Genomic DNA, 25,973 nt, shown 5'->3' with positions numbered 1-25,973 from the left:
GTGTCGGCCATCGGGCCGATCTTCGGTCAGCTTGGCTTTTTCCTGCGGTGGGGCGGTAAGGACTATGAGGACAAACGGCCTCGGCAGCGCTTTGTCGATGAATCCAAGCGTCTCCTCGGCATCCTGGATCGCCAACTGGAAGGCCGTGATTGGCTCGTCGACGACTATTCGATTGCGGACATCGCGACGCTCGGCTGGGTGAATGCGCTGGTTGAACTCTACGCTGCTGGCGACATCCTTAGCCTCAGCGACTATTCGAACATCCAGAAATGGCTCGGCCGTGGCTTGGCTCGACCGGCAGTGCAGCGTGGCCTGCAAATCCCTGCGAGGTCGGCATGAGCGTCATCGCCGCCTACTATTACAACGAAGGCAAGCGAATCCGGGAAATCGCGATCGACGAGCGCGTCCAACTCGACAAGGGTCGCTCGGGTTTCTGCTGGATCGCTCTTCTGGATCCCACCGCCGACGAACTTCACGCGCTTCAGGCGACGTATCACCTCCATCCGTTGGCAATCGATAACGCGATGCACCCGCTGTGCCCGCCCAGGCTCGACGTCTACAACGGCGAGCTATACATCGTCGCGCAGACTGCCGAACTGGTCGGCGACCGGATCAGCTACGGCAAGATGGCGATCTTCACCGGTCACAATCATCTCATCAGCGTGCGGCACGGCAACGCCGGAGCGCTAGGCAAACTTCGGGAGCAACTCGAGGCTTCGCCGGCGCTCTTCGGAAAGGGTGTCGACTACGTGCTGCACGCGATCTTGCACCGTATCGTCGACCAGTATCTGCCCATCTTCGAAATGATCGAGGATGACGTCCTCGCGATGGAGAAACGGTCGTTAGACGATTTTCTCGGACGGGCAGAAGTCGCCCGCATCTTCGGGCTGAGGGCCGAACTCACGCGCTTCCAACGCACGCTCGGCGCTATGGCCGAACTGGTCAGAAAACTCGTCCGCGGGCATTTCCCCTGCATCAGCGCCGAAGTGAGGCCGTACTTTAACGATGTCGCGGATCACGTCGATCGGGTGCAGTCAATGGTCGACGGCCTCCTTCAGGTCCTGTCTACAGTCTTTGAGGCCAGCAGCCTTTTGGAAGCACAAAGGATCGGGGTGATCACCCGTCAGCTTGCCGCTTGGGCGGCAATACTCGCAGTCCCGACGGCGATCGCTGGAATATACGGCATGAACTTCAAGCATATGCCGGAACTGGACACGGCCTACGGATACTTCGTCGTACTCGGGGTGATGGCGATATCCTGCCTTTTCCTGTTTGTGCGCTTCAAGATGGCCAAGTGGCTGTGAATACCGCGTCTCGCAAAACTCGCCGTCATCCGACCGGTCACAGCGCGCCCGACGCCGGGGCGGGCTCAATACGACACCAAGCATAGGTGCAGCCGTGACATCCCAAGTGACCGACGTTCTAGAAACAGTGCAGTCCTTCGTCGCCAAGGGCTACAACCGCGAGTACCGCGTCAAAGACGGCAATCTCGTCGATCTCGATCTCGGATCAACACTGGACCCTTGCGCCCTTCGCATCGACGCGGCGTTACGCCTCGAAAGCGGGAGTGACGCAGAAGACGCCTCCAACATCTACGCGATCACCGATCCAGCGACAGGGCACAAGGGCCTGTTGATCGACGCGTTCGACGTATTCGACGAAATGTGTCACCGCGACCTCTCTGAGCGCCTCGTAGCGCATCGGGAAACAGTCCCGCAGGTGACCAGGATGTGCCGAGCAAGCACGGACTGCGCAAAGTCTACAAGAGCGAGTTTGACCGCGATCCCGAGCGTTACGTTGTGCGGCAGGGCTTTCCAGACTTCCCAGCATGCCCCTTCGGCGGAGCCTTCAGCATTCTCGGCTTCGATACCGCCGAGCGGTCATATGTCTGGCTCGTCACAAGCATCATCCGAGATTCACGGCTGATTAGAATTCCTTATCAGGGAGAGGACGTCATCAGCGATGAATAGCAGGATCAGCGAGCCCCTGTGGTCCCCTCCCGAAGAGGTCGCGGACCAGTCTACCGGATATTTGTATTATCGAAACATAACGAGGTGATTTATGGATTGGAATAAAGACCATATTCGGGAAACTATGCTTTCGCTGGAAACTGCAGCCTTGCATAGCGCTCGCGACAATTATCTGGATTATGTCTCCACCGCTCGGCTCGATCGGAGCGAACCGATCGAAAACGACGAACTAGCTCAGGCCGAGGTCGCAAGCGACTTCGCCGAAGCGCTCGATGACACGCTCCATGACTATGCTGATAAACTCGAAAAACTCAGGACGATCGATTTCGGTCCCAAGTTGGCCGTCAACGAAGGCGCAGTCGTCAAGCTGTCTGGCCGCCACTTTGTGATCGCGGTGTCAACGAGCAAGTTCACCTGTCAGGGGCGTGAGCTCATGGGCATTTCCACGATGGCGCCGATCTTCGAAGCAATCGAGGGTGCCCGAGCCGGGGAGACCGTGCAGTTCAACGGACGGGATCTCACAGTAGAAGACGTAGAATAAGGCACCCCACCGCCGCCCACACTAATGCCGAACGTCCTGGGTCTTTCCTTGCATGCATATCATCGTATCGAGAGATCCCGTGATCATCGGCGTGCTCGGACAACGGGCGCCGGCCTTGGCCTGGTTTGGGGGACTCGGCTGCCTGCGTGTGACGGCCAGCACCGCCAGGATGATGAGCAACGCCGCCGCATAAAGGGTCAAGTCTTTCTGAATTGGGACTGTGAGGATGAGCGGGGGCCCTTTTCACGATGGTGAACGCCTTGTCCAGAAAGCCACGGGGGAGGACGTGCTGGCCCTTCGGAACGGGCGTTTCATCAGCACGACACTGTCTGCAAACAGCGAACGGATGCTGGGTATCGCGACAACCCTGAATATCGCCGTAAGTGATGCTGAGGGGCGTGTCTGGTCTTTTCTGGCCAACGGTCCAGAAGGGCTTGTTGCCCGAGCTGATGACAAGACGGTTTACCTGAATCGGACCGAAATGACCGTTCCGTCCGCGCTATGGACGATGGTCAGTGCCGGAGCGCCGATAGGCCTTGTTGCAATGGACCTGACCAGCGCGCGGCGGCTTCGCATCAATGGTTCGGTTAATGAGGTTACGCCTGAGCGGGTGACAATCGATGTTGCGCAGACCTGTCCGAATTGTCCGAAATACATCCAGCAAAGACTGCCTGTGGCAGACAATCGCTATCAAGGTGTTTCGCCCGCTTCGGGATCTGATCTGCCGGATAACCTTGCGGACCTGATCCGACAGGCCGACACGTTTTTCGTGGCAAGCAAACACCCGGACGGAGATCATGATGCAAGCCATCGTGGTGGGTATCCGGGATTTGTAAACGTGAAGGGAAATCAGCTTATCGTTCCCGACTACTTCGGCAATTCGATGTTCATGACATTGGGCAATCTGGCGCTTGAGCCCCGCGCGGGCATTACCTTCGTCGATTTCGACACTGGCGCACAGCTAAACCTGACAGGCCAAGCCACGCTCAACTTGGAAGGACGCATGGCACATGACGGTGCCGATGGCCGCTATTGGACGTTCGACATAGAGGCATGGCAATTGGCGCCGCATCGCCCTGAACCGGCTTGGAAACTGGGTGCATATTCTAGATTCAATCCACCTTTGGAAACATGACAGGGCTTGCCATTCCGCCCGATATCCGTTTCGGCGTTGGCGGTTTCCCTTTGGCCTTCACTGACCGTCCAGAATCCAAGGATCGGGGTGCCGTTTTCGCGTGGCTGCGTTCAGTCGGGCTTGATGCAATCGAGTTGCAAATGACTTATGGGCCACGAATGACGGCTGAACAGGGGCGTCGCTACCGCGCGCTGGCAATAGCAGACGACATCAAGATATCGATTCACGGGTCTTACTACATCGTTCTTGCCAGCCCCGATCCGGCTAAGGTCCTGCGTTCTGTCGACACGCTTATGCGAACCTATGTGCAAGCCGACATTTTGGGCGCGCGCGAAATCGTGCTGCATCCCGGGTCGCTCTACGGCGCACCCGAAGCCGAGGCGTCTCGCCGGTTTGCCGAAAACCTTCAGCGATTCATGGCGCAATTGGGCAAGACTGACATCTGCCTTATGATCGAAACCGCTGGCAAGGTCGGGCAGATGGGGTCTGTCGATATGATCCTTGATGTGGCCGCGACGATCAAAGGGGTCGGGCCTTGCATTGATTTCGGGCATGTTCATGCGCGCTCTCTCGGCGGGCTTGAGACGGCCGATGCGATTGCGCAAGTGTTTGCAAGGATTGACGAGTTCCAGCGGTCCAACCCAGATACGCCGACACATTTTCACTACACACCGATCCATTATGGCCCAAGAGGCGAGATTCAGCACCGGGCGCTCAGTGACATCGACGGCGTTTCGAACAAACCTTTCCATCCGCGCCCGGAACCTGTCGCGGCCGGGCTTGCGGCGCTGTCGGGGCGCTTCACGATCATATCCGAAACCCACAACTCGCAAGAGAAGGGCGCTATAAGATTGAAAAGCTTGATCAATTCAGACGCTTATGGGCATAAGGACGCGAGCGATCTTGTGGAGTGACGCAGGCAAATGGATCTTAATCAGGTCAGGTATTTTCTGAATCTTGCCGAATCCCTGAATTTCACGGAAGCGGCGCGGGTCAGCGGGATCTCTCAGCCCAGTCTCACCAAGGCGATTCAACGTCTGGAAGATGAGTTTGGCGGTCCGGTGCTGTATCGCGACGGCAAGGACACGCGCCTGACGGCCTTGGGCCGTGATCTGATCGTAGAGTTCATGCGCATTCAATCAGCGCTCGAAAACATCAACGAGCTTGCGGAAAACTCGGTCGCGGGGCGCAGCCGGAAGATAAATATCGGCGTCGCCAGCACCATTGCGCCGAGGGTCTTTGCCAAATTCTGGGCACTCGTTCTGAAGGAATTGCCCGAGGTCGAGCTTCTTCTTCATCCTCTGAACCCCGGCGAGGCGGAGGCGGAGGTTTTGTCGGGCAAGTATGACATGTGTCTGCTGACCAATCCGCCGGAACCGAATTTCAAACTGACGATCCAACCGCTGTTCCAAGAGCGGTTGCGCTTGGCCGTGGCAAGTCATCACCCGCTCGCCGGGACAGATGAAATCACACAAGAGCAAATGATGGAGCAGCCCTATATCGACAGAATGCACTGCGAATTTCGCACGCAACTGATCAAGCATTTCATGGATCGGAACATTGTCATGCGTCCGCGTTTTCAGTCAGAGCGGGAAGACTGGGTGCAGCAGATGGTGGCGCAAGGTGCGGGTGTGTGTTCCTTGCCGGAACATTCAGCGATTGTTGATGGAATCGTCCTGCGCGCGGTAAAGGGCCTGACCCTGTCACGCAACATCAGCATGGTCGCCGTTTCTGGTTCTGCCAACCCGCGCGAAGTCCGTGTCATCCTTGGATTATCCAAAGATTTCAATTGGTAATAGGCACACGCGCGCGGCTATAAAAACTATTCCCGCCAGGAATTTCACAAACGGATCGAAAGTCTCCATCTTCCTCTCAACGGAAGAAGAAGGAGATACAAATGACCTACGAAAAATCACAGGATGCGCTCTCCAAGCTGACACCCCAACAGTATCACGTTACGCAAGAGAGCGGGACCGAGCGCGCCTTTACGGGTGAGTATGACAAGCATTTCGAACCGGGTATCTACGTCGATATCGTTTCCGGCGAGCCGCTTTTCGCATCCTCAGCCAAGTTCAACTCCGGTTGCGGTTGGCCCGCATTCTCGAAACCCATCGATAACGTGACCGAGCATCGTGATGCCTCGTATGGCATGGTCCGGGTCGAAGTCCGCTCGAAACACGGCGACAGCCATTTGGGGCATGTCTTCAATGATGGCCCGCGCGAAATGGGCGGCCTGCGCTACTGCATCAACTCGGCCAGCCTGCGCTTTGTGCCGAAAGACCAAATGGAAGCCGAGGGGTATGGCGCATACCTCGATCAAGTGGAGGAAAAAGTATGACTGAACGTGCCGTATTGGCCGGAGGCTGCTTCTGGGGGATGCAAGACCTGATCCGCAAGCTGCCCGGCGTCGAAAGCACCCGGGTTGGCTACACCGGCGGTGACGTGAAATTTGCCACATACCGCAACCACGGAACCCATGCCGAAGGGATCGAGATCCTCTTTGACCCCTCGAAAACCAGCTATCGTGCGCTTCTGGAGTTCTTTTTCCAGATCCATGACCCGACAACGAAAGACCGCCAAGGTAACGACCGCGGAAGCAGTTATCGGTCCGCCATTTACTATGTGAATGACGAACAAAAAGCGATTGCCGAAGACACGATCGCGGACGTGAACGCATCTGGGATCTGGCCAGGCAAGGTCGTGACCGAAGTAGAACCGGTGAGCGATTTCTGGGAAGCTGAGCCAGAGCATCAAGACTACCTGGAGCGTATCCCGAATGGCTATACTTGCCACTTCCCGCGGTCCAGTTGGGTTTTGCCCAAGCGTGCGGCGACGGCGGCTGAATAAGCCATGCGTGGGCCTCATCACCATCTGATTATTGGCGATGGGGCCAGCGCAGCGGCGCTTGCGGAAACATTGGTGCTTACGTCTGGTGACCAACTGACCATTCTTGGGGCCAACGCGGGTCAATTCGGCAAAGGGATGGCATATGCGGATCATCCGAGCGCCGCGCCTTGGCGATATGCCTATCTGTTGAATTCGCCGTCAGGTGCCTTTGGTGAGAGTTTCGTCGAATGGTTCGAGGCAAACTGGGGTGATATTCGCTCAAGGATTGCCGCCTACCAACCACGCTGGTTGGACTTCGCGGCGGATCATCTGGATGCAGGCGATTTCGGCGCTGTCTTTGCCCCACGCGCGGTCTTTGGCGACTATCTCGCCGAGATCGGGCAGGGCATTCTGGCCATGCACGCCGAAGCAGGCGTGCGGGTGCAGCAGCGGACGGCTTTGGCCACCGATCTGGCCAAGGATGAACACGGGTTTCGGATCACGCTTGCCACAGGCGAGGTGATCCGGGCGGACCGGGTGGACGTGGCCACCGGGGGACCATCGCCTCAACGATTTGGGGCGGATAGCGGCCCCACGGCGTTCACGACGCTTTATGGCAACGAGCAAACGATTGCCGAGGTCCTGCGTCCTGGACAGGAAGTGACCTGCCTAGGAGGCAGCGCCGCGATGCTGGATGTCCTGCGGCTTATGCAGTCCGTCATGGACGAGCAGGACATCCGGCTTCGGGTGATCATCCGTGGGTCCAAGCCGGAGCAGCTGATCTGGGCGCGCCCGCGTAAAGAGCCGGTGACGCCCAAACTGACGGGCCCTTACCGCGATGCAGACGCGCTTCTGGCTGCGGTCGACGCCGAAATTGCCGCGTTCCGTGCCAAGGGGGCAAGCATGGCCGAACTCAGACCAGGCTATCTGGGTTGGGCAGCCGAAAGGGGGCTTGAAACCCTGCTGCCCTCCCTCTCAGAGCGCCGCAAGGTCATGCCACAACTGGAGCGGCGGTTTAGGCGCGCAACGCACAACAGCCTTGCCGACTATGCACGGCTCCAAGCGGCAGGCCAGATCGTGGAGGAGCACGGCGAGATAACTTGGGTCTATGCCGAAACCGAGGGCAAGACCCGCATCCGTCTGAAACGGGCTGGCACAAGAACGAACGAAGAAATCACGACCTCAGCCGTGATCAACACATCCGGTCCGGGAGACCAGCTTGCCATGGACCTGCTAACCAGCGGCCTGATCCGCAACGGCTGGTTGCGGATGAACGAAACGAAGACGGGCCTGATCGTCGGGCCCGGACTTGAAACGGAGGTTGAGGGGCTTCGTTATCTCTCGCCCGCCGTCACCGAAATCGGCGCGGAGGTTCTGGCGTTTCCGCTCGAAGACGTCAGTGCGCTGGCGGCGCGGGCGAAAGCGGCGAACCAAATCGCCATATATGAAAGGTTTCAGTCATGAACTTTGGACAACTTCGCAACACGGCGCCCGAACTGCGCGTCAACGATTGGATCGATGCGGATGGCAAGCCGATGGACAAGCCGCTTCGCCTTTCGGATATGAAAGACGGCTACAAGATCATTTATTGCTTCCAGCACTGGTGCCCTGGCTGTCATTCGCGCGGTTTTCCGACGCTGCGCTTTCTGCATGACAAACTGAAGGACAAAGGGTTCGATTTCGCCGTCATTCAGACCGTCTTCGAAGGTGCCGAGACAAACACCCGCGATAAGCTGCGCATCAATCAGGAGCAGTATGGGCTGAAAATGCCCTTTGGTCATGACACCCCGCCCGCAGGTGAACGCTACCCGACCTTCATGGAGGATTACCGTTCTGGCGGCACGCCGTGGTTCACCGTGATCGATCCGGAAGGGAACGTTGTCCACGCGGACTTCCGTCTTGATCCGCAGCGATTTCTTGCCGCGCTCGGGGCTGACGATGTCGAGTTGAAGCGCGCCTGACCATTGGCTCCGGCGGCCAGATCGCCGGAGCCAAACAATCAATAACGAGGGATGAAAATGGAACTGGTCGCAGAAATCACCCACTGGGTGCCAGCAATGAAACTTTTGTCACTGGCGCTTGCGGCAATCTTCGTTGCCTTCGGCATCGCCAAGTTTGCGCGCTATGAACAGGACGCTGTCAAGACGCTGGTCGCGGGGCATCCGATCTTGCGGTTTGGCCCGAAACTGATGACGCCGGCGGGCTTCAGCATCTTTCTGGGGATTGTTGAGTTGAGCACCGCTTTGCTTCTGGTACTTGGCATCTTCTTTCCCAGCCTTGGCCTTCTGGGCGGTTTGCTTGGCGTGCTGACCTTCTTGTTCACACTCAGCCTGTTCCCTTTTGTTCAGTATTTCGAGGAAGAGGCAGGCCGTCTTTTCCTGTCCTCGCGTGGGCAATTCCTGATGAAGGATTTTGGCTTGCTCGCCGCTTGCCTTGCTATCGCACACCATCATGCGCTGGCCCTTGTTTAGCCCATCGCAGAAAGGAAATGACCATGCTTGATGCCCTTGCGTTCCCCTTCAACAACAGCTTTGCCGACGAAATGGAGGGCTTCTTTGTTCCTTGGCAAGGCGACAAGGTTCCCGATCCGCAAATCGTCGTTCTGAACATCGCCTTGGCGGCAGAGCTGGGGCTTGATCCCGTAGCGCTGAACTCGGCCGCAGGCGCCGCCGCCCTGTCCGGCGCGATGGCACCCGCCGGGGCATCGCCTTTGGCCATGGCCTATGCGGGCCATCAGTTCGGCGGTTTCTCGGCGCAACTGGGCGATGGCCGCGCGATCCTGTTGGGTGAGTTGATCGACACCGAAGGCCGCCGCCGCGATCTGCACCTGAAGGGCTCAGGCCGCACGCCGTTTTCACGCGGCGGAGACGGCAAGGCCGTTCTTGGCCCCGTCTTGCGCGAATACCTGATGGGCGAGGCGATGCATGCCCTCGGCGTTCCGACAACGCGCGCTTTGGCTGCGGTCACGACGGGCGAAGAAATCGCGCGCAATGGGCTGGAGAAAGGCGCTGTTCTGGCACGCATCGCGGCCTCGCATCTGCGGGTTGGAACCTTCCAGTTTTTTGCAGCGCGCGGCGAGACCGAAAAGCTTCGCAAGCTGGCCGATTATGCCATCGCCCGCCACTTTCCAGACATCGTGGGCCGCGAAGATCCGTATCTGGAATTCTTCCGGCGCGTCAGGGATGCACAGGCGTCGCTGGTCGCGAGATGGGTCAATATCGGCTTTGTCCATGGTGTGATGAACACCGACAACACAACGATTTCGGGCGAGACCATCGATTACGGTCCCTGCGCCTTCATTGACAGTTATGACCCCAAAGCTGTGTTCAGTTCGATCGACGCACACGGGCGCTATGCCTATGGCAACCAGCCAGTGATCATGCAGTGGAACCTGTCGCGGCTTGCCGAGACGCTGATCGACCTGGTGAACCCCGAGGACAGCGACGACGCGATCCGGCAGTTGACCAATGAGATCAATGCCTTTCCCGCGCACTACCAGCAGGAATGGCTGCGGGGCATGCGGGCCAAATTGGGTCTGCTGAAGGAACTGCCCGAAGATCTGCATTTGGCAAATGATCTGCTCAAGGCCTGTGAAGGGCAGGATGTTGACTTCACCAACCTGTTCCGCGCTTTGGCGGGGTCTGTTCGTGGCAATGACGAACTGGCGCGTGCCTATTTCGATGATCCCGCGGCGTTTGACGCTTGGGCGGCCCGCTATCACACGCGGCTTGCGGCGGAAGATATTGCCGCGGAGTTGCGGGCGGAAGCGATGAACAGGATCAACCCGATCTACATCCCGCGCAACCATCTGGTTGAAGAGGCCCTGAAGGCCGCCGTGGGTGGCGATCTTGAGCCGTTTCACAAGCTTTTGGCTGTGCTGGCACATCCGTTCACCGAGCAAGACGGGTCAGAAACCTATGCGCTACCCGCCCCAGTCGACGCGCACCGTCACGTCACGTTTTGCGGCACCTAACCTTACCCAAATCCGAAGGGAACGACCCATGAAAATTGATGCAACTGATGCCGTGGCCGCTTTGTCGGAACTCGTAGACGCCGGGTTCACCCATGACTTCCGCATTCAGAACGGAAAACTCGTGGATGTAAGCGCAGGCCTCGCTGTAAATCCGGCGGAAGTGACGGTCCGGATGAAACTCCGCTTTGAGACCGAGCCGGGTTCGGGCGACGCCTCGAATATCTATGCGCTTGAGATCGCAGATACGGGCGTCAAAGGGTTTCTTGTCGATGCGCTTGATCTTGAGGGGGATGGTGCCCCGCAAGATCTGGTCAAGTCACTGAAAACTGCCGAACCGGATACGCGCAGCGATATGACCGAGGACGAGGATTACCGATACGGTGTCCGCAAGGTCCGCAAGAGCGAGTTCAACGCCGACCCCGGACGCTATGTTCTCAGGCTTGGGTTCCCTGACTTCCCGGAATGCCCCTTTGGTCAGGGTTTTACGATGCTTGGCTTCGATACGGCCAGGCAGGAATACGTTTGGCTGGTCACCAAGATTATCGGGGATGAGCGCCTCCAACGGGTGCCTTTCCAAGGCGAAAACAGCGAAGCGTGAGAATGGCAGAGGACGAAGACATGAATCATTTTGACGCCGTAATCATCGGTTCTGGCCAAGCGGCACCTTCGCTCGCGGTTGGGTTGGCCAATCGCGGGCAATCCGTTGCCCTGATCGAGGGCGACAAGCTGGGCGGGACATGCGTCAATAGCGGCTGCACACCCACCAAGACGTTGCGCAAGTCGGCGCGCGTTGCGCATATGGTGCGGCGCGCGGCGGATTTTGGCGTCTCCACGGGCGCGGTTACTGTGGATTTTCCCGCCGCAATGGCGCGGATGCGCGAGCGTGTCGATACCGCCCGCCGGGGACTGACAGCATGGTTAAAGCGCACCAAAGGTGTCGAGGTGATCCACGGTTGGGGCAGTCTTGCCGGGTTCGATGAAAACGGCCGGTTCATCGTCTCTGTAGGCGAAAGCAAGTTCTCGGCTGACAAGGTCTTTCTGAATACCGGGACTCGTTCGTTTACCCCGCCAGTTCCCGGCCTTGAAAACATCGATGCGCTCGATAATGCATCACTTCTGGCGCTCGATGAATTGCCTGATCACCTCATCATTGTGGGAGGTTCTTACATCGGCCTTGAGATGGGTCAGATTTTCCGCCGCCTCGGCAGCAAGGTCACGGTGGTACACCGTTCCGACCGTTTGGCCGAACGCGAGGATGAGGATGTCTCGGAAATCATCGCGAAGTTTTTTCAGGATGAGGGCGTGACGCTGCACCTGAACGCCAAGATCGCAGGTGTCGGGCGCAGCATGCGCGGCGTTCTGATGACGCTCGAGGATGGTACCGAGATCGCGGGAAGTCATGTCCTGTTTGCCACGGGGCGTGCCCCGAACACCGACAAGCTGAACCTTGCGGCGGTCGGGCTGGAGACCGATTCACGCGGTTACGTTCCGACCGATGCCAAGCTGCGCACCAAGGTGCCCAACCTCTGGGCGCTTGGCGATGTGAACCGGCGTGGTGCCTTTACCCATACCAGCTATCACGACCACGAAATCGTGCTGGCCGATCTCGATAAGATTAAAGACCGCTATCAATGGAAGGACGCCGATCAGCGGCCAACGACCTATGCCATGTTCACCGACCCACCGCTGGGACGCGTCGGCCTGTCCCGCACCGAGGCGCGAAAACTTGCTGCCGAAGGGCGCAATATCCTAATCGCCGACATGAAGATGGCCGACATCAGCCGCGCCAAGGAAGAAAGCGAGACAACCGGCCTGATTCGCATCATCGTGGACGGCGACAGCGAGGCTATTCTGGGTGCCACAGTGTTCGGCATCGCGGGCGATGAGATCATCGCGATCTTTTCGAACTTCATGGCCACGGGTGCCAGCTACAAGATCATGCAACAGGCGCTGCCCGTTCACCCGACCGTCGCCGAGTTGATCCCGACGATCCTTGCAGGCTTGAAACCGCTGGCGGCCGCCAATGCATGACATCACCCTGTTTGGCGAGGTCCGCTGCCACAAGACGCGGTTCTATCAGTCCGCCCTGGAAGAACGCGGGCTGGCCTATGAATTGGCCGAAGTTGATAAGGACCCGCGCGCGGCCGTGCGCCTGACCAAGTTGGCGGGCAGCGCAGATAAGTTCCCGACCTTCCAGATCAAGGGCCGCAAACTGCGCAACCCAAAGCTGCCTGAACTTGAAAAGGAACTAGCCCGCGCGGGTCTTTACGACCCCGGCCTTATTCACGAAGAACGGGCGCAACGTTTTGTCCGGCACATGGCCCCATCTGACGCGTTCGTCAGCTATGTCTGGCAAGGCGACCGGATGATCCTGACGCATATCGAGGTCGATCCATCCTTTCGTGGCAGCGGCCTTGGCGCACGTTTTGCGGCCGAGGTCTTTGAAGAAATTGAAACCCGCTCCCATGAAATCCGTCTGACTTGCCCATTCCTGCGCAAGGTCGGTGGGACACGCGCAAACTGGCGCAAGAAATTCAATCTGGGAGATTGAAAATGCCTGTCACATTCGAGAATACCCGATTTGATCCCGATTTGATCGAGTTTCACGGGATCGCTAAGCAAATGGCGGCCTCGGTTGGGTATACTGCCGATCTGTCGGTAGATGGACGTTTGGCCCAGCTTTTGCGTCTACGCGTCGCCCAGATGAACCCCTGTTCCTATTGCCTGATCCTGCACACCAAAGCGGCCCATGATCAGGGAATCGCGGTTGAAAAGGTCGCGCATCTGGCAAGCTGGCGCGAAAGCACGATGTTCACCCCGGCAGAACGCTGCGCGCTGGCTTATTGCGAGGCGCTCACGGCCTATGATCCGGCGGCCTTTGCAGCGCGGCATGAAAGCCTGACGTCACATTTCGACGAAAAAGCCATCGCCGAAATCGCGGCCATCGTCATCAACATGAACCTCTGGACCCGCCTGAAACTGGCCCAAGGTCAGGTTCCAGTGGCGGAGTGATCTTGTGGTAACCATCGGCTTTGGAGGCGGGTGCCATTGGTGCACCGAGGCAGTTTTCCAACCGCTTGAGGGCGTGTCAGAGGTGCGGCAAGGCTTTATCCGCTCCGACGGCCCTGACGAGGCGTGGTCCGAGGCGGTGGAAATCTCCTTTGATCCTGATCGCGTGAGCTTGCGAGACCTGATCGCGGTCCACCTGAGCACCCATGCCAGCGAGGCCGATCACAAGATGCGTGGCAAGTATCGAAGCGCGGTCTACAGTATGACCGCGGAGCAGCAAAACGCGTGCGCGACGCATATACGGGACCTTGCCGCAGAGGCGGAGGTGCATTTTGTTACGCGCAGCCTTATGCACCGGGGCTTCAAGCCTTCGGACAGCCGATTTCACGATTACTACAAATCCAACCCCGAACGGCCCTTTTGCCGCACCTATATCGCGCCGAAACTTGCCAAGCTTCGGGCCCGGCACAGTGCATTGCTCAAGAAGGAATACACAACGTCATGACCCCCGCAGTCCTTCTCGTGCTTGTGGCCTTTGCCATTTACTCGTTGCTCAGCAAAGCAATCTCGCGCAGCTTGCTTACCCTGCCAATCATCTTCACAGCGCTTGGCTTTGCATTGTCCGTGCCATTGAGCGCCAGCTTGTCGCCGGATGTGATCCACGAAGGTAAAAAAATTCTGGCCGAGATCACGCTGATCCTGATCCTGTTCTCTGACGCTAGCCATGTGCGCTTTAAGAAACTGGTGATGGATTGGCAGATCCCGACACGGATGCTGGTGATCGGGCTGCCGCTGACGATCGCGCTTGGGACACTTGTCGCGCTTTGGCTCAACCCTACGTCTGGGTTTGCCGTTGCATTGCTGACCGCCGCAGTATTGACGCCGACGGATGCCGCGCTGGGGCAATCTGTCGTTTCGAACCCAGAGGTGCCAGACCACCTCAGCCAGACAATCAATGTGGAAAGCGGGCTGAACGATGGGCTGGTGCTACCCTTCGTTCTTTTGGGTGCAGTCCTTGCGTCGTCGGTTGGCGGCGCGCAGACCGATGGTTTGGCGCTGGAGGCCGCCACCGAGATTGTGCTCGGTCCGCTCGCTGGTATTGCCGTCGGTTGGGTGGCGGCCAAGGCGATGGACTGGGCGCAAAACCGCGACTTGATGCAAGAGGCGGCGGGGGCGGTGGTCTTTCTCGTGACCGCCTTCGCAGCTTACGGGTTTGCTGTTGCCATCCACGGAAACGGGTTCATTGCGGCCTTTGTTGCGGGCATGGTCTTTGGCAACACCTACCGTCATGACATCCACTTTATCAGCGAGTTCATGGAGGGGGCTGGCCAACTTTTGACGATGGCGGCGTTTCTGGTGTTCGGTGCGTTTCTGCTGCCCGACGGATTGGCGCACGCAGGGCCAAATACGATCATTCTTGCGTTGGTCTTCCTCACGCTGGTCCGTGTCTTGCCAATCTTCGTTTCTCTGACAAGAAGCGGGCTACCCGCGCGTGAGAAGCTCTTCCTTGGTTGGTTCGGTCCACGCGGTCTGGCCTCGATCCTCTTCACATTGCTGATGATGGATCAATTCGATTTCCCGAATGAAGAGGAACTGCTGGCTTGTGTCTCGCTGACTGTTGGCCTGTCCATCCTGTTGCACGGCCTCAGTTCAACCCCCTTGGCGACCCGCATCGGGCGCATGAAATCTTGAACCAGAAAAGGAGACTATAATGGCAATGCATGTAGAGGTTTTTCGCCACCGGGTTGATCCCGACTTCCAAGGCGAGTTTGACGAGCTTTACGCCCGCATGGTGACCGTGGTGAAGGGGCTAAAGGGGTATATGAGCCACAAGGTCTTTACCGCAGAGGACGGAGAAAAGGTGCTTATCGGTTACTTCGAAGATTTCGAGGCGATCGAGGAATGGGATGTCCACCCCGAGCACAAATACGCCAAAGACCGCGGCAAGAACGGTGTCTTTTTGGAGTATGATGTGGTTGTTGCCGAGGTCGTTGAGCATCACGCGATGAACTTCACCGGCGCATGAAAATGCAGCCGCCACCTCCGTCAGAACCACTTTCGCCAGCGGAACAAGACCAGCATCCCTGCGACCAGAGCCAAACAGATCACCATCAGTATGGTGAAACCATTTGCATGCCCTTCGAAGGGAACCCCCATGAGGTTCACACCGAACGCGCTGACAATAAACCCAAGCGGAAGGAACAGCGTCGCCACGACCGAGAAAACAAAGGAGCTGCGCGTCAGTTGCCTGTCTTGAATGCGGGCAACTTGATCGTTGAGGATCTCAACGCGGTCCCGCAGGTTTTGCAGGGTTTCAAGATACCGCAAAAGCTGATCAAGCCCATCATCGATCCGCGTGCGTTCTCTCTCGCTCAAAAGGGAGTGCTTGCAGCGCGACAAGTGTTCCAGCACGGGTTTTTGTGGCCCGAGGTGGCGCAAGAAGCCGCTGATACGCGATTGGGTTTGTGCCATGTTGGGGCAGGCAGCCTCGGTCTGATGAGTGCCCACAAGCCCTTCGATCCTGTTGACCGCGTCTTCCAATTCCTCGATGTGGTCATCGACCTCGTCAAGGTGTTCTTCGATAAGATCAGCCAGAAACTCACCCGGTGTGGTTGGGCCTGCGCCTGCGGACAACCTCTGATGAAGGGCCAGGATCGGGTCAACATCGGCCTCGCGTGTGGTAATGACGCGCGTCTTGTCGATCCAGATCCTGATCGACACCATATCTTCAGGGCGGGCCATGTCTTGACCGACATGCATGGCCTTCAAAAGCACCATGATCCCGTCATCAAGAACGCGCACGCGCGAACGTGTATCCTCTTCGATCATCGCATCGACAACCAGGTCGTCGAGCATGGCCACCTCCATGAGATAGGCGCTGGTCTCTCGATGCTTGATACACATATGGAGCCATTCCCCGCCCCCGTTCAGTGCGTGCAGGTGAAGAAACCCCGGCGATGTTTTGACGTCTGTCATGCCTCAGTGCGCTCCTGTATCCGGGGTCAATCCATAGGCGGCGGCAAACTCATGATGCGACGCCCGTGGCCCCGCCAAGACCATGGTCGAACCTTCAGGCAACGGCGTTCCGTCCCACGGCTTTATCTCGGCGTTGAAGGCGCTTTGCACACCGATGAGGGTCAGGTCGCCGGGCCACTTCGCATTGTTCGAAGGAGGTGCCTTCGCCAAACTATGCTGGGCAATCACCATGTCCGCATCCAACTGATACAAAACCGTGAACGGAACATGCGCCATGTATTTGACGAGCCACGCATGTGCCATGCCGCAAATGAACTTATCGACGACAGAGGAAAAGAGCACGTAGCGCACAAAGATAATTGCTGTGGTGATCGCCGCAAGCTGAAACAACAACCCGCTGGCCGTTTCCTTGATCCCGAAGGCCCCAACCACAACAGTAGCCACCACCGAGGCCAAACCGACGGAACCGGTAATCATCAAGATCACAAGGATACGTCTGCGCTCGGGTGTTTGGAGGATCAGTTCGGATTCAGACGTGGTGAACCCCGTGCCGCTAAGTGCCGACATGGCCTGAACTCTGGCAACGTCGCGTGAAATGCCGGTGTGTTCCAAAAAGACGGCCGCAACCCGCACGATCGTGGACGAGATCGCGAACAGGATAACGATGGAAAGCGCTGCGCCCAAATCTTTTTCCCCCGCTTGAGCGGGATCAGAAGCCCCGCAAAATCACCAACTTAACAACTCCAACTATCGTAAAGGAAAACCCATGATCGACAAGAACCACCTGCGCAACACGATGCTGGCCCTGACAGAGGCCGAACTTGAGCAAGCACATAAAACCTATGAGCGATTTCTCAGCGCCGCGCGGCTGGATCGCACGGAACCGATTGAAAATGACGAACAGGGCCAAGCAGAAACCGCCGCCGACCTTGCAGAAGCGTTCGACGACCGCGAGCATCAAGTGGAAGCCAAAATCTCGGCTTTGAACGCGCTTGATTTCGGACCGAAAACCGAAGTGGCGCCGGGCGCAGCAGTGCGGATCGGGGATCGCTATCTGGTCATTGGCGTCTCGACAGGAGAGTTTTCATGTCAGGGGCAGAAATTTATCGGTGTCTCACAAGCGGCGCCAATCTACGAGGCCCTGGAAGGCAAGAGAGCCGGTGAATTCTGCGAGTTTCGCGGCCGTAAGCTGAAGGTCACTGAGGTCTACTGACAATCGGGAGCTGACGATGAGTACTCTTCGCCCAGATGGACGCCCGCGCATTCCGCCCAATCAGGTGGTAACTCAGAAATTCCCGGTAATGACGGCCGGTACGCCCAAGACGGCCGACAAGGAAACATGGTCGCTAACCCTCGACGGTGACGTCGAACAGGCGATCACACTGGACTGGGAGGGCTTTCAGGCCCTCCCACAGCGCGAATTCAGCGCCGATCTGCACTGCGTGACCAGATGGTCCAAACTGGGCACACTTTGGCGCGGGGTGGCAGTTTCTGTACTGGCCGATCTCGTTCGCCCAGTAGCTGATCCGGTTTATGTTCAGGCGCGTGCGGACGGCAACTACACCGCGAACCTGCGTTTGGTCGATATGTTAGGTGACAAAGCCTTTGTGGCCACAGAGTTCGACGGTAAACCGCTGAGCGTCGAACATGGTGGCCCGGCACGACTGGTGGTGCCGGACCTATATCTGTGGAAAAGCGCCAAGTGGCTTCGTGGCCTCCATTTCAGTCCCTACGACTACAAGGGCTTTTGGGAAAAGCTGGGGTATCACAACTACGGTGATCCCTGGAAAGAACAAAGGTACAGAGGATGAGTGCTGGCGAGCCGGCGATAGCACAGGAAATACGGCCCTGCCGTATGTGCGCAGCAGATTTCGCAGCCACTGCCACAAGGCACGAACCCCGGCCAGTCGTCTGGCTGCGGCAACGCGCACGGATTCTGATTGTTGGGCAGGCGCCTGGCTTGCGCGTGCACGAATCCGGCATCCCCTTCGATGACCGCTCGGGCGACCGGTTGCGTGAGTGGTTGGGGGTTACGCGCGATGAATTCTATGATCGCGACCGGATCAGTATCCTACCCATGGCATTTTGCTTTCCCGGCTATCATGTGAATGGCAGCGACCTGCCGCCACCACCACGCTGCGCGGCAACGTGGCGAAGCCGGGCGCTGGACGCGCTCAATCAGGTAAGGCTCACTATCTTGATCGGGGGTTACGCCCATGGTTGGCACCTGGGCGCAGACGCACGCAAGGCGGGCGTAACAGCCACTGTTGCTGACTGGCGCCATTGGGCGCCGGTAGTCGTGCCGCTGCCGCACCCTTCCTGGCGCAACAACGCGTTTCTGCGCCGCAATCCCTGGTTCGGGACAGAACTCCTTCCGGCACTCCGTCTGCGTGTCCGCGAGGTCATGGATCAGACAGACTGACAAAAGGGGACGCCAAATGGTCAAGGCAATCTGGAACGGCAAAGTCATCGCAGAAAGCGACGCTACCATTGTTGTCGAAGGCAATCACTACTTTCCGATCGAAAGTGTACGGGCGGAGTATCTATCGCAAAGCACGCACGAAACGGTTTGCCCCTGGAAAGGGACCGCATCGTACTACTCACTAGAGGTGGACGGAAAGACTAACCCTGATGCCGCTTGGTATTACGCATTTCCCAAGTCGGCGGCAGCGCAAATAAGGGGCATGGTCGCCTTTTGGCGCGGCGTACAGGTGAGCTGAGCCGGACCGGCCCAAATATGCATTGGAAATCAAGAAAGGACATAACGATGGAACTGGGATTTATCGGTCTCGGACGAATGGGCGGCAACATGGTCCGGCGACTGTCGAAGGCCGGGCATCAATGTCACGTTCACAGTGCAAACCAGACGACGAGGGAAGCGTTGGCAAAAGAAGTCGGCACAGTCAGCTATGCCGACATCGGGTCTTTGGTCGCAGCTTTAGCTGCGCCCCGTGTAGTCTGGCTGATGGTTCCCGCCGGTGAAGTAACCGAGCAGGTGTTGACCGAGCTGGGCCAACTTTGCACATCAGGCGACATCATCATCGATGGAGGCAACAGCCATTTCAAAGAGAGCGTCGCGCGCGCCCAGGTGCTGGCCGCTAAAGGCATCCATATGGTTGATTGCGGATAAGATCGGGGTTTCGTGCAGCGCGTCGCATAAGGGCGACAACCACGAATTCGCCATCGTACATCTCAAAGCAGTTATCCAACTCCCTGCTGTCCTCGTGACGCAGGAAGGCTTGTTCGGCATAATTGACGCGATTGCGGAAGGCCGCCATGCGGCTTTTCATGCTGGGCATGATTGTGTCTCCTGTGACAATGCGCAGCCTATAGCTGCCCTTAAACATTAGCTTTTTTGGCTATATCAGGCAATTAAAATCGCAGCCTGCCAGCGTATTTTTGTGTTGTTCCGGCGCCTCACTAAAATATGTAATCTCGTTTTTTTAATATGTTGCGTTAACCTCATGCTTATCACACCCCTTGCAAAGGATTCGTATCTATGGACCGCGAAAAGCTAAAGGATGCGCTGACCAACTTTGCCCATTCATGTAACTGCACGCTCGGTCAGATGATCTTCATGACGACCGGCATGACCATGCTCGTAGGTTCAGTCCTTGGGAGCCCCGTTCTTTATATAACTGCACTGGTAACAGGATCTGGATTAGCATGGACATTTAAGGGAGATTTGAGGCGATAGTTGTGCCAAGCGTCAGGAGGGCAAGTATGGATTTGCGAAAGCGATTGAGGTCAGTAAATGAGCCTCGATTGATAGAGCGTCCGCTTTCGGTCGAAAGAAGCGTAATACCTTTTCGTCAGAAAAGGCTTAAAATGTCGCTTGCTGCTGCATTGTATGTGATAGTCTGCTGCTCGGTGATATTGTTGTTCGTATAGAAAAGCCCTGCCGAAGCAGGGCTTTTCTTTGCTCTCGCGTCCGGTTTTGGAGATCCGGACCAGAACTTTGGCAGGTTTATCAGGGGCCACTCTGCCAATTACGCCCGGTGCTTTCGCACCCTATGAAGCATGCATCCCATCCTTCAGCTTCAAACTTTATTCCCGATCGCTCATCCGTCAACCTTAGTGAACAGGCTTCGAGCGAAACAGTTCGTGAGTTTTTACGTGCGCGATGTGGCGCGCCTGCATGACATTGCGCCAGCTGAGTTCTTCATAGATCGCTTCCCAAGTGTCGGGGCAGGGCTCTTCGATGCCCACTTCCTTCCAGACGCTTTCATAGTGCTCCTTCAGAGCATCATTCAGATCTTCTTCGTGCAGAAACAGCTCCGTATGAGGGTTGTTCTCGTCGCAGGTGGTGATCGTTTTCAGTTGCATGGCTCTTATCCTGTGAGGGTTGAGGGGCTATCGGGATTGGAAATTCAGGGTTGGTGGGCTGGCATAACGAATGCCAGCCTGTTTCGTCTCAGAGGCCGTCTGCTGCCTCAGTAGGCGTTGCTCTGGTATGACGGGCCGTTGCCGCCATTGCCCTGCTGATAGCCTCCCTGAGGGCCACTATTGCGTTGCTGCTGGCTGCCCTGATGGTGCTGGGCTTGGCGCTGTTGCTGGCCGCCGCGGGCGTTCTGGCCGCCACCCTGCCCAAAGTCGCCGTTATAGCCTGTGTCCCCGCCGTTGCTGCCATAGGAGCCGCCAGAGGCCCCGCCGCCGGTCTGATTGCCATTCTGCGACCCTTTGCTGCCGAGCATTTCGAGGGCGCTGCGGAATGAACGGACAGTTACTTCGGTGGAATAACGATCTGCGCCGGACTGATCCTGCCACTTGCGGTTTTCGAGCTGGCCCTCGACGTAGACCAGTTCGCCCTTCCGCATGTACTGCTCAGCGATCTTCTGCAGAGCTTCGTTATAGACCGCGACGCTGTGCCATTCGGTGCGTTCGCGCGGCTCGCCGGTGTTCTTGTCGCGCCACGTTTCAGACGTGGCCACGCGCAGGTTCACGACCTTGCTGCCATCCTGGAATGTCCGCGTTTCGGGGTCTTTCCCGAGGTAGCCAATCAGCTGAACTTTGTTGAGAGAACCAGCCATAATTCTTCCTCCGCAATCAGGTGTGTTGTGATGGGGCCTTGTCCTCGGGCGGGTAGGCTCCTGTGCCGTCCGACGTTGCTCCTGTGCTGTCGGTCCCGATGCTTATGAATGTATCGCGTCTGCTTCGTGCGTCAATAAAAAAATGCAGCAAAATCAACTATTTAGCGCGTGGAATTTCCTCCATTTAGGCTAAAGAGGTGCGTGGATTTTCCTTTGGATCCTCTCTCCTAGAGGATTATCCAAACACTCCCTTTAACTCCTTTGAAACGCTGCCTTATTCAAGCCGAGATTGGAGGCCAAGATGCCTAGAGATGACGATACTTTCTCTATTACACGTTTCCAGTCTGACGTTGCCCCTAATTTTATCAATCTGATAAAGAATCCGTTGGTTAGTGATCCGCTACCCAACTATGAACCACCAACAATATGTATCCGATAACGTTGAATTCCCTTGAACTCCAGACCTGCCCGGCCGACTCCGACACCATAGCGGATCGCTCTTTCGGTCTCGAAAATGTGGTAGAGGTAGAACTGGTGAGGTATCACAAGGATCATTCCCGCCGCATACTGTTCGCGCACGCGAACTTCTTTCGGCTGGAACTGCTCAGGCAGAACGAACGGGTCTTCGGTGTGCGCGCGCAAGATGCTTGGTGTCGTCAAAAAAGCTGCTGTGGTGCAGCCGATGGCAGATCGTCTGGTAAACATATGGCCTCCGGGAACCGACTGAGAAAGGTGCTGTATCCGTCAGGACCAGCTTCGCGGCGGAGGTAATTTTGGTGAATAGGTTAGGCTGCGCTTTCGTTCCGGCACTAGAATAAAGGCTGACCCATTACTTTTCGTGCGATGAAAGCAATGCAACGGCATCATTTCGGCGATCCAGTGGCAAACGCCATGAATGCTGGTCTCTGTGCATCCAGCACCAGAACATCCGTGTTCAAAGGCGGCATAATTCTGCGATAAATCTTCCGAATAGTATTCTGACGCAGCGCCAGGAGAACTGACGCACACGGAGAATAGCCAGGCGATGAGCAAGAGCATTCGCATAGAACGATCATATGCCCCCAATGCTAAAACCCCGGTTAGTCAAAATAACGTGACCGGACGCCATTTCCTGCGTGGATAGGAAAAACCGAACAGGCTGAGCCGACCCGCTCGTCGGTCATGTCACGCTGCCGGATAGCTTGTATAAACTTCCAGGCTGCCATCCCGGCCAACCAGCAGGACGTCATAGGCGTCTCGACTGTCCTCTGATCCCATGCCGGGAGAGCCGTAGGGCATGCCGGGTACTGCAAGGCCGACTGCGTCGGGACGCTCGTCGAGCAGCTTGCGGATGTCTGCAGCAGGGACATGCCCTTCGAGCGCGTAGCCATTAACGGTGCCCGTGTGGCAGGAGAACGCCTTTGCTGGAATGCCCTGATCCATTTTGAAGCGGATCAGCAACGTTCCCATCGATACCTCATCTGTAACAGTGAACCCCTGTTCGCGCAGGTAGTCCACCCATGCATCGCAACATTCGCAGCCACGCCCTTTTACAACATGGATTGGCGGTTCTTCCTCTGCCCTTGCGGCAGGGGCTAGGGCGAAGGCTGCCGATGCAAGCATGAGTTCACGGCGACCGATAGAATACCTTTTCATCCACGTTCCTCGTCAGTGGTTGGCATGAAGCCGGTTTCGCTGCGCCAGGTGGCGAGTGCATCAAGGTCAGCAGCGGTAGCAATCTCTTGCTCCGGCAGGGCGTCCTGGTCTTTCGGGTCGACCGGTCGGCCATCGACACGAACTTCGTAGTGGAGGTTCGGGCCGCTCACGAGTCCTGTCGCGCCGACCGCGCCGATCTCGTCTCCCGCCTTGACCCGTGACCCCACGCGAACGTCTTCGGCGATCTCTGAAAGATGCGCATATCGCGTCACGACCCCACCGCCGTGATCAATGTCGATCGTGGTGCCATAGCCGCGGATCGAGCCCGCAAAGATCACCCGACCGGCGCCGGTCGCCGAGACTTCGGTGCCCACGGGTGCCGCGTAATCGATCCCGGTATGCATGCGCACCCCACCCAACACGGGATGGTTCCGGCGGCCGAAGACAGACGATAGGCGTGCACCGAGGATGGGTGCCGCGGAACGTTGAACGGCTTCGCCATCTTCAAAGACGATGACCGGGCCGGCGGCTTCGGTCGCAACGAGTTCGAGGACGCGATCTTTAAGCTCCAACCGCGCGTACCTCAGGCGCGGCTCGCCCGCGATGCTGCCATCGGGAAGCTGGTCTTCCTGCCAGACCAGCGCGAAGGTCTCTCCGCCCTTCAGGTCGCGCCTGAAATCGACCTGGCCCGCAAGAAGTGCGGTTAGGTCAACCGCAAAGCGTTCTGGCGCATTTTGGGCCGTCAAGGCGTCGTAAAGGGTTCCGTCGAGGGTCAAAGTCTCCCGCCGGTCCGTCTCACGAACCGGTGGGTCGATGCGCTGTGCGGCTACTGGCCCATAGAAGCGAAGAGCGATCTCCACACCATCTTCCACGAAGAGTGACAGGCGTGTCAGCGATGCTGGATCACCGGACGCTGCCGTCCATTCGATCCGGTGACCGGGTCGCAGGTCGGTCAGGTCATATACGCCCGAGAGTGCCAAGGCGGCTTCTGCCCGGATCGTCGCGGGGATTCCTGCGTGACCAAGGACGCTGTCCAATGTGTCACCGGGTTCGATTGTGGCTTCGAATGCTACAGGCGAATGCGCCGTCGGAGGATCGGCCGCAGCCTGGAGCGGAGCGAGAGATGCGACAGCAAGGATCATGAACGCGGCGCGGATCATCTGGCAGAATGACCTTTCAACTGAGGGTTCGGCGGATTTTGGGAACGGCGAAGCGCCGGTCTTCATGGAAGTCGATGATGCTGGCAAAGCGCCCATCGGGGTGGAACAGGAACACACCGGCGGTGTGGTCCATCGTATAGTCGCCGCCATCCTTGTCGACGCGGCGATAGGTTACCCGGAAATCTGCGGCGGCCTGCGCGACCTTGTCGGCGGGACCCGTCAACCCGATGATACGCGGGTCGAAATTGCTGACGTAATCCGCAAGGACGTCGGGCGTGTCTCGTTCCGGATCGACCGAAATCAGCGCCACGATCAAGCGGTCCGCGTCGGCTCCCAGTTCTTCGAGCCAGAGCGATATGTCGCTTAGTGTGGTCGGGCAGACGTCCGGGCACCAGGTGAAGCCGAAGAACACCATGACCGGGCGACGGGCCCAGTCTGTGGGTCGGACGGACTGACCCCGGTGGTCGGTCAATGCCCAGGACATCTCGCCGATTGGCAAGGGCAGGACCTCGCTGAGAGCTGGCCTGTTGCGCGTGCGATAGGCTCCGACGCCCAGCATGAAGGCGACGGCTCCGATGGCACCTCCAGCGCCGAGGATTATTGCCCTGCGTCGGCGCAATCCGGACCCTCCGCGCGCAACGAAAGGACATCGACATTCATCGTGACCTCTCCGGCCTTTTCAAAGATGAGGGTGACCGGAAAGCTGTCCCCTTCCTTCAGGGCTGTCGTCAGCCCCATCAGCATGCCGTGGTATCCGCCAGGCGAAAGCTGCACGCTCTGGCCGGCCGGCACAGGGATGGACATCGCATGCGGCATTGATGCGATGCCGTCCTGAACGACAGTCTCGTGCAGCATCGGCATACCGGCTGCAGGCGTTGCAATGCCGATCAGCGCATCGTCCGCAGATCCAGCGTTGGTGATCCCCACATAGAAAACGCCGGGTCGCCCCGCGCCAATCGTCGCCTTGGACCAGGCGTGCTCAACGGTCAGATCACCGATGGTCACGGTCTCGCAGGCCATGGCGGCAGGCGCGGACACGATCAGAGATGCGGCAAGGAGGAAGTGTTTCATGGGTCAAAGTCTCGATTGAAGGTCGGAGAGGATTTCGGCCGCAGGTGTGCCGTAGGTGAATTGACGCAGCCACGCGCCATCCGGGCCGATCAGATAGAGGCCGGGGCTGTGCGCCATCGTGTAGCCGTCCGGCGAAGAGGTGTCGTCCTCACGCTCGTAGAAAATCTTGAAGCTTGCGGCCGCAGACTGTGTTTCCGCCTCACTTCCAGCCAGACCGATGATCGCTGGGTGGAACGCCTTGGTGTAGTCAGACAGCCCAAGCCGTCTATCCCGTTCGGGATCGATCGAGATGAAGATCGGCTGCACCGATCCTGCCTCGGATCCAAGGTCATCCATGACCTGTGCAACTTCGGAGAGTGTCGTGGGGCAGACATCCGGGCAGCTTGTGAAGCCGAAGAACACCAACAGGAACTTTCCGCGGAATTCGTCCGTCGTACGGATACGACCTTCGCTGTCTGCAAGTGCGAAGGTGGGCGTGAAAGCAGATGCTGCAGCTGCGCTGTCCTCCGTTGCAGGCCACCACCGCGCCGCCGCAAAAGCGACGACCGCCGCAGTCGCGGCGACCCAAAGGATGATCTGAAGAGAACGAAGACGCATGAACAGTCCAGGCGATGAGAACAGCGTGCGGTCTAGAACCTCGAGCAACT

Annotated in this window: 35 protein-coding genes; 25 read left to right on the top strand and 10 right to left on the bottom strand. The window is 57.8% G+C overall.

Annotated features, from left to right (window positions below; translation table 11 throughout):
- From EG244_RS10715 to EG244_RS10615, 20 genes are all read left to right on the top strand, one after another.
- The coding region (locus tag EG244_RS10715) for a glutathione binding-like protein (RefSeq protein WP_233588980.1) at positions 1-339 on the top strand (339 nt) is incomplete at its 5' end.
- Positions 336-1,304: a magnesium and cobalt transport protein CorA gene (locus EG244_RS10710; RefSeq protein WP_028720649.1), complete on the top strand. Its 969-nt coding sequence runs from the start codon at positions 336-338 to the stop codon at positions 1,302-1,304. The genes EG244_RS10715 and EG244_RS10710, both read left to right, overlap by 4 nt.
- 106 nt (positions 1,305-1,410) lie before the next feature.
- Positions 1,411-1,926 (top strand): hypothetical protein, encoded by a 516-nt coding sequence (locus EG244_RS10705; RefSeq protein WP_226341216.1) that lies wholly within the window; start codon positions 1,411-1,413, stop codon positions 1,924-1,926.
- A 135-nt stretch (positions 1,927-2,061) separates the two neighbouring features.
- Complete coding sequence (locus tag EG244_RS10700; protein WP_028720648.1) at positions 2,062-2,511, top strand: hypothetical protein; 450 nt, start codon at positions 2,062-2,064, stop codon at positions 2,509-2,511.
- 346 nt (positions 2,512-2,857) lie between these two features.
- Positions 2,858-3,646: a pyridoxamine 5'-phosphate oxidase family protein gene (locus tag EG244_RS10690; RefSeq protein ID WP_199737930.1), complete on the top strand. Its 789-nt coding sequence runs from the start codon at positions 2,858-2,860 to the stop codon at positions 3,644-3,646.
- Entirely contained in the window at positions 3,643-4,560 is a 918-nt protein-coding gene (locus tag EG244_RS10685) for a TIM barrel protein (protein WP_124964984.1), read from the top strand. The genes EG244_RS10690 and EG244_RS10685 overlap by 4 nt, the downstream gene beginning before the upstream one ends.
- 9 nt (positions 4,561-4,569) lie before the next feature.
- Entirely contained in the window at positions 4,570-5,442 is an 873-nt protein-coding gene (locus tag EG244_RS10680; RefSeq protein ID WP_124964983.1) for a LysR family transcriptional regulator, read from the top strand.
- Positions 5,443-5,543: 101 nt separating this feature from the next.
- Positions 5,544-5,984, top strand: a complete 441-nt coding sequence (gene msrB / locus EG244_RS10675; RefSeq protein WP_028720601.1) for a peptide-methionine (R)-S-oxide reductase MsrB — start codon at positions 5,544-5,546, stop codon at positions 5,982-5,984.
- Positions 5,981-6,493 (top strand): peptide-methionine (S)-S-oxide reductase MsrA, encoded by a 513-nt coding sequence (msrA, locus tag EG244_RS10670; protein ID WP_028720602.1) that lies wholly within the window; start codon positions 5,981-5,983, stop codon positions 6,491-6,493. Before msrB ends, msrA begins: the two co-directional genes overlap by 4 nt.
- Positions 6,494-6,496: 3 nt before the next feature.
- Positions 6,497-7,936, top strand: coding sequence for an FAD/NAD(P)-binding protein (locus EG244_RS10665; RefSeq protein ID WP_124964982.1), 1,440 nt, complete (start codon positions 6,497-6,499; stop codon positions 7,934-7,936).
- A complete protein-coding gene (locus EG244_RS10660) occupies positions 7,933-8,433 on the top strand; it encodes a peroxiredoxin family protein (protein ID WP_028720604.1) in 501 nt (166 codons plus the stop codon). Before EG244_RS10665 ends, EG244_RS10660 begins: the two co-directional genes overlap by 4 nt.
- 57 nt (positions 8,434-8,490) lie before the next feature.
- Positions 8,491-8,943 carry a DUF417 family protein gene (locus EG244_RS10655; RefSeq protein ID WP_158617290.1) on the top strand — a complete coding sequence of 151 codons (453 nt, stop codon included), beginning with the start codon at positions 8,491-8,493 and terminating at the stop codon, positions 8,941-8,943.
- Positions 8,944-8,966: 23 nt separating this feature from the next.
- A complete protein-coding gene (locus EG244_RS10650) occupies positions 8,967-10,445 on the top strand; it encodes a protein adenylyltransferase SelO (protein WP_233588979.1) in 1,479 nt (492 codons plus the stop codon).
- Positions 10,446-10,473: 28 nt separating this feature from the next.
- Complete coding sequence (locus EG244_RS10645; RefSeq protein ID WP_124964979.1) at positions 10,474-11,043, top strand: hypothetical protein; 570 nt, start codon at positions 10,474-10,476, stop codon at positions 11,041-11,043.
- A 2-nt stretch (positions 11,044-11,045) separates the two neighbouring features.
- Positions 11,046-12,476 (top strand): mercuric reductase, encoded by a 1,431-nt coding sequence (locus EG244_RS10640; protein ID WP_028720607.1) that lies wholly within the window; start codon positions 11,046-11,048, stop codon positions 12,474-12,476.
- Positions 12,469-12,996, top strand: a complete 528-nt coding sequence (locus EG244_RS10635; RefSeq protein WP_028720608.1) for an N-acetyltransferase — start codon at positions 12,469-12,471, stop codon at positions 12,994-12,996. Before EG244_RS10640 ends, EG244_RS10635 begins: the two co-directional genes overlap by 8 nt.
- A 2-nt stretch (positions 12,997-12,998) precedes the next feature.
- Positions 12,999-13,457, top strand: coding sequence for a carboxymuconolactone decarboxylase family protein (locus tag EG244_RS10630; RefSeq protein ID WP_028720609.1), 459 nt, complete (start codon positions 12,999-13,001; stop codon positions 13,455-13,457).
- 4 nt (positions 13,458-13,461) lie between these two features.
- Positions 13,462-13,959 carry a peptide-methionine (S)-S-oxide reductase gene (locus EG244_RS10625; protein ID WP_028720610.1) on the top strand — a complete coding sequence of 166 codons (498 nt, stop codon included), beginning with the start codon at positions 13,462-13,464 and terminating at the stop codon, positions 13,957-13,959.
- Positions 13,956-15,146 (top strand): cation:proton antiporter, encoded by a 1,191-nt coding sequence (locus tag EG244_RS10620; RefSeq protein WP_028720611.1) that lies wholly within the window; start codon positions 13,956-13,958, stop codon positions 15,144-15,146. The genes EG244_RS10625 and EG244_RS10620 overlap by 4 nt, the downstream gene beginning before the upstream one ends.
- Positions 15,147-15,165: 19 nt before the next feature.
- The gene (locus EG244_RS10615; RefSeq protein ID WP_051578302.1) at positions 15,166-15,480 is read left to right on the top strand and encodes an antibiotic biosynthesis monooxygenase family protein; all 315 of its coding nucleotides are present in this window, start codon (positions 15,166-15,168) and stop codon (positions 15,478-15,480) included.
- A gap of 20 nt (positions 15,481-15,500) precedes the next feature.
- Here EG244_RS10615 and EG244_RS10610 read toward each other — a convergent pair whose 3' ends face one another.
- The gene (locus EG244_RS10610; RefSeq protein ID WP_124964978.1) at positions 15,501-16,430 is read right to left on the bottom strand and encodes a CorA family divalent cation transporter; all 930 of its coding nucleotides are present in this window, start codon (positions 16,428-16,430) and stop codon (positions 15,501-15,503) included.
- A gap of 3 nt (positions 16,431-16,433) precedes the next feature.
- Positions 16,434-17,114, bottom strand: coding sequence for a hypothetical protein (locus EG244_RS10605; protein WP_124964977.1), 681 nt, complete (start codon positions 17,112-17,114; stop codon positions 16,434-16,436).
- A gap of 82 nt (positions 17,115-17,196) precedes the next feature.
- Here EG244_RS10605 and EG244_RS10600 point away from each other — a divergent pair, with 82 nt between their 5' ends.
- Genes EG244_RS10600 through EG244_RS10580 form a run of 5 tightly spaced genes read left to right on the top strand, consistent with a single transcriptional unit; the run spans position 17,197 to position 19,560 of the window.
- Positions 17,197-17,643 (top strand): hypothetical protein, encoded by a 447-nt coding sequence (locus EG244_RS10600; protein WP_124964976.1) that lies wholly within the window; start codon positions 17,197-17,199, stop codon positions 17,641-17,643.
- A gap of 16 nt (positions 17,644-17,659) precedes the next feature.
- Positions 17,660-18,241 (top strand): molybdopterin-dependent oxidoreductase, encoded by a 582-nt coding sequence (locus EG244_RS10595; protein WP_124964975.1) that lies wholly within the window; start codon positions 17,660-17,662, stop codon positions 18,239-18,241.
- Entirely contained in the window at positions 18,238-18,852 is a 615-nt protein-coding gene (locus EG244_RS10590) for a uracil-DNA glycosylase family protein (protein ID WP_081791466.1), read from the top strand. The genes EG244_RS10595 and EG244_RS10590 overlap by 4 nt, the downstream gene beginning before the upstream one ends.
- Before the next feature lie 16 nt (positions 18,853-18,868).
- Positions 18,869-19,150 (top strand): DUF427 domain-containing protein, encoded by a 282-nt coding sequence (locus EG244_RS10585; RefSeq protein ID WP_124964974.1) that lies wholly within the window; start codon positions 18,869-18,871, stop codon positions 19,148-19,150.
- 47 nt (positions 19,151-19,197) lie between these two features.
- On the top strand, positions 19,198-19,560 hold the full coding sequence (locus EG244_RS10580) for an NAD(P)-binding domain-containing protein (RefSeq protein ID WP_158617289.1): 363 nt from the start codon (positions 19,198-19,200) through the stop codon (positions 19,558-19,560).
- Between the two features lie 944 nt (positions 19,561-20,504).
- On the opposite strand, the gene EG244_RS10575 is transcribed toward EG244_RS10580, so the two are convergent.
- From EG244_RS10575 to EG244_RS10540, 8 genes are all read right to left on the bottom strand, one after another.
- Positions 20,505-20,756, bottom strand: a complete 252-nt coding sequence (locus tag EG244_RS10575) for a hypothetical protein (RefSeq protein WP_124964972.1) — start codon at positions 20,754-20,756, stop codon at positions 20,505-20,507.
- 107 nt (positions 20,757-20,863) lie between these two features.
- Positions 20,864-21,460 (bottom strand): single-stranded DNA-binding protein, encoded by a 597-nt coding sequence (gene ssb, locus EG244_RS10570; protein ID WP_124964971.1) that lies wholly within the window; start codon positions 21,458-21,460, stop codon positions 20,864-20,866.
- Positions 21,461-21,868: 408 nt separating this feature from the next.
- Positions 21,869-22,165 (bottom strand): hypothetical protein, encoded by a 297-nt coding sequence (locus EG244_RS10565; protein WP_124964970.1) that lies wholly within the window; start codon positions 22,163-22,165, stop codon positions 21,869-21,871.
- A gap of 459 nt (positions 22,166-22,624) precedes the next feature.
- A complete protein-coding gene (locus EG244_RS10560; protein WP_124964969.1) occupies positions 22,625-23,095 on the bottom strand; it encodes a DUF411 domain-containing protein in 471 nt (156 codons plus the stop codon).
- Positions 23,092-24,255: a M23 family metallopeptidase gene (locus tag EG244_RS10555; RefSeq protein ID WP_199737928.1), complete on the bottom strand. Its 1,164-nt coding sequence runs from the start codon at positions 24,253-24,255 to the stop codon at positions 23,092-23,094. The genes EG244_RS10560 and EG244_RS10555 overlap by 4 nt, the downstream gene beginning before the upstream one ends.
- A 16-nt stretch (positions 24,256-24,271) precedes the next feature.
- A complete protein-coding gene (locus EG244_RS10550; protein WP_199737927.1) occupies positions 24,272-24,814 on the bottom strand; it encodes an SCO family protein in 543 nt (180 codons plus the stop codon).
- Between the two features lie 38 nt (positions 24,815-24,852).
- Entirely contained in the window at positions 24,853-25,326 is a 474-nt protein-coding gene (locus tag EG244_RS10545) for a copper chaperone PCu(A)C (protein WP_108437553.1), read from the bottom strand.
- A gap of 3 nt (positions 25,327-25,329) precedes the next feature.
- Complete coding sequence (locus tag EG244_RS10540; protein WP_124964966.1) at positions 25,330-25,923, bottom strand: SCO family protein; 594 nt, start codon at positions 25,921-25,923, stop codon at positions 25,330-25,332.
- Between the last annotated feature and the right edge of the window lie 50 nt (positions 25,924-25,973).

Source organism: Falsigemmobacter faecalis (genome assembly GCF_003863335.1).
GTDB lineage: Bacteria > Pseudomonadota > Alphaproteobacteria > Rhodobacterales > Rhodobacteraceae > Wagnerdoeblera > Wagnerdoeblera faecalis.
The sequence above is the reverse complement of the archived record's forward strand: the minus strand, read 5'-3'. Positions and strand labels throughout refer to the sequence as shown.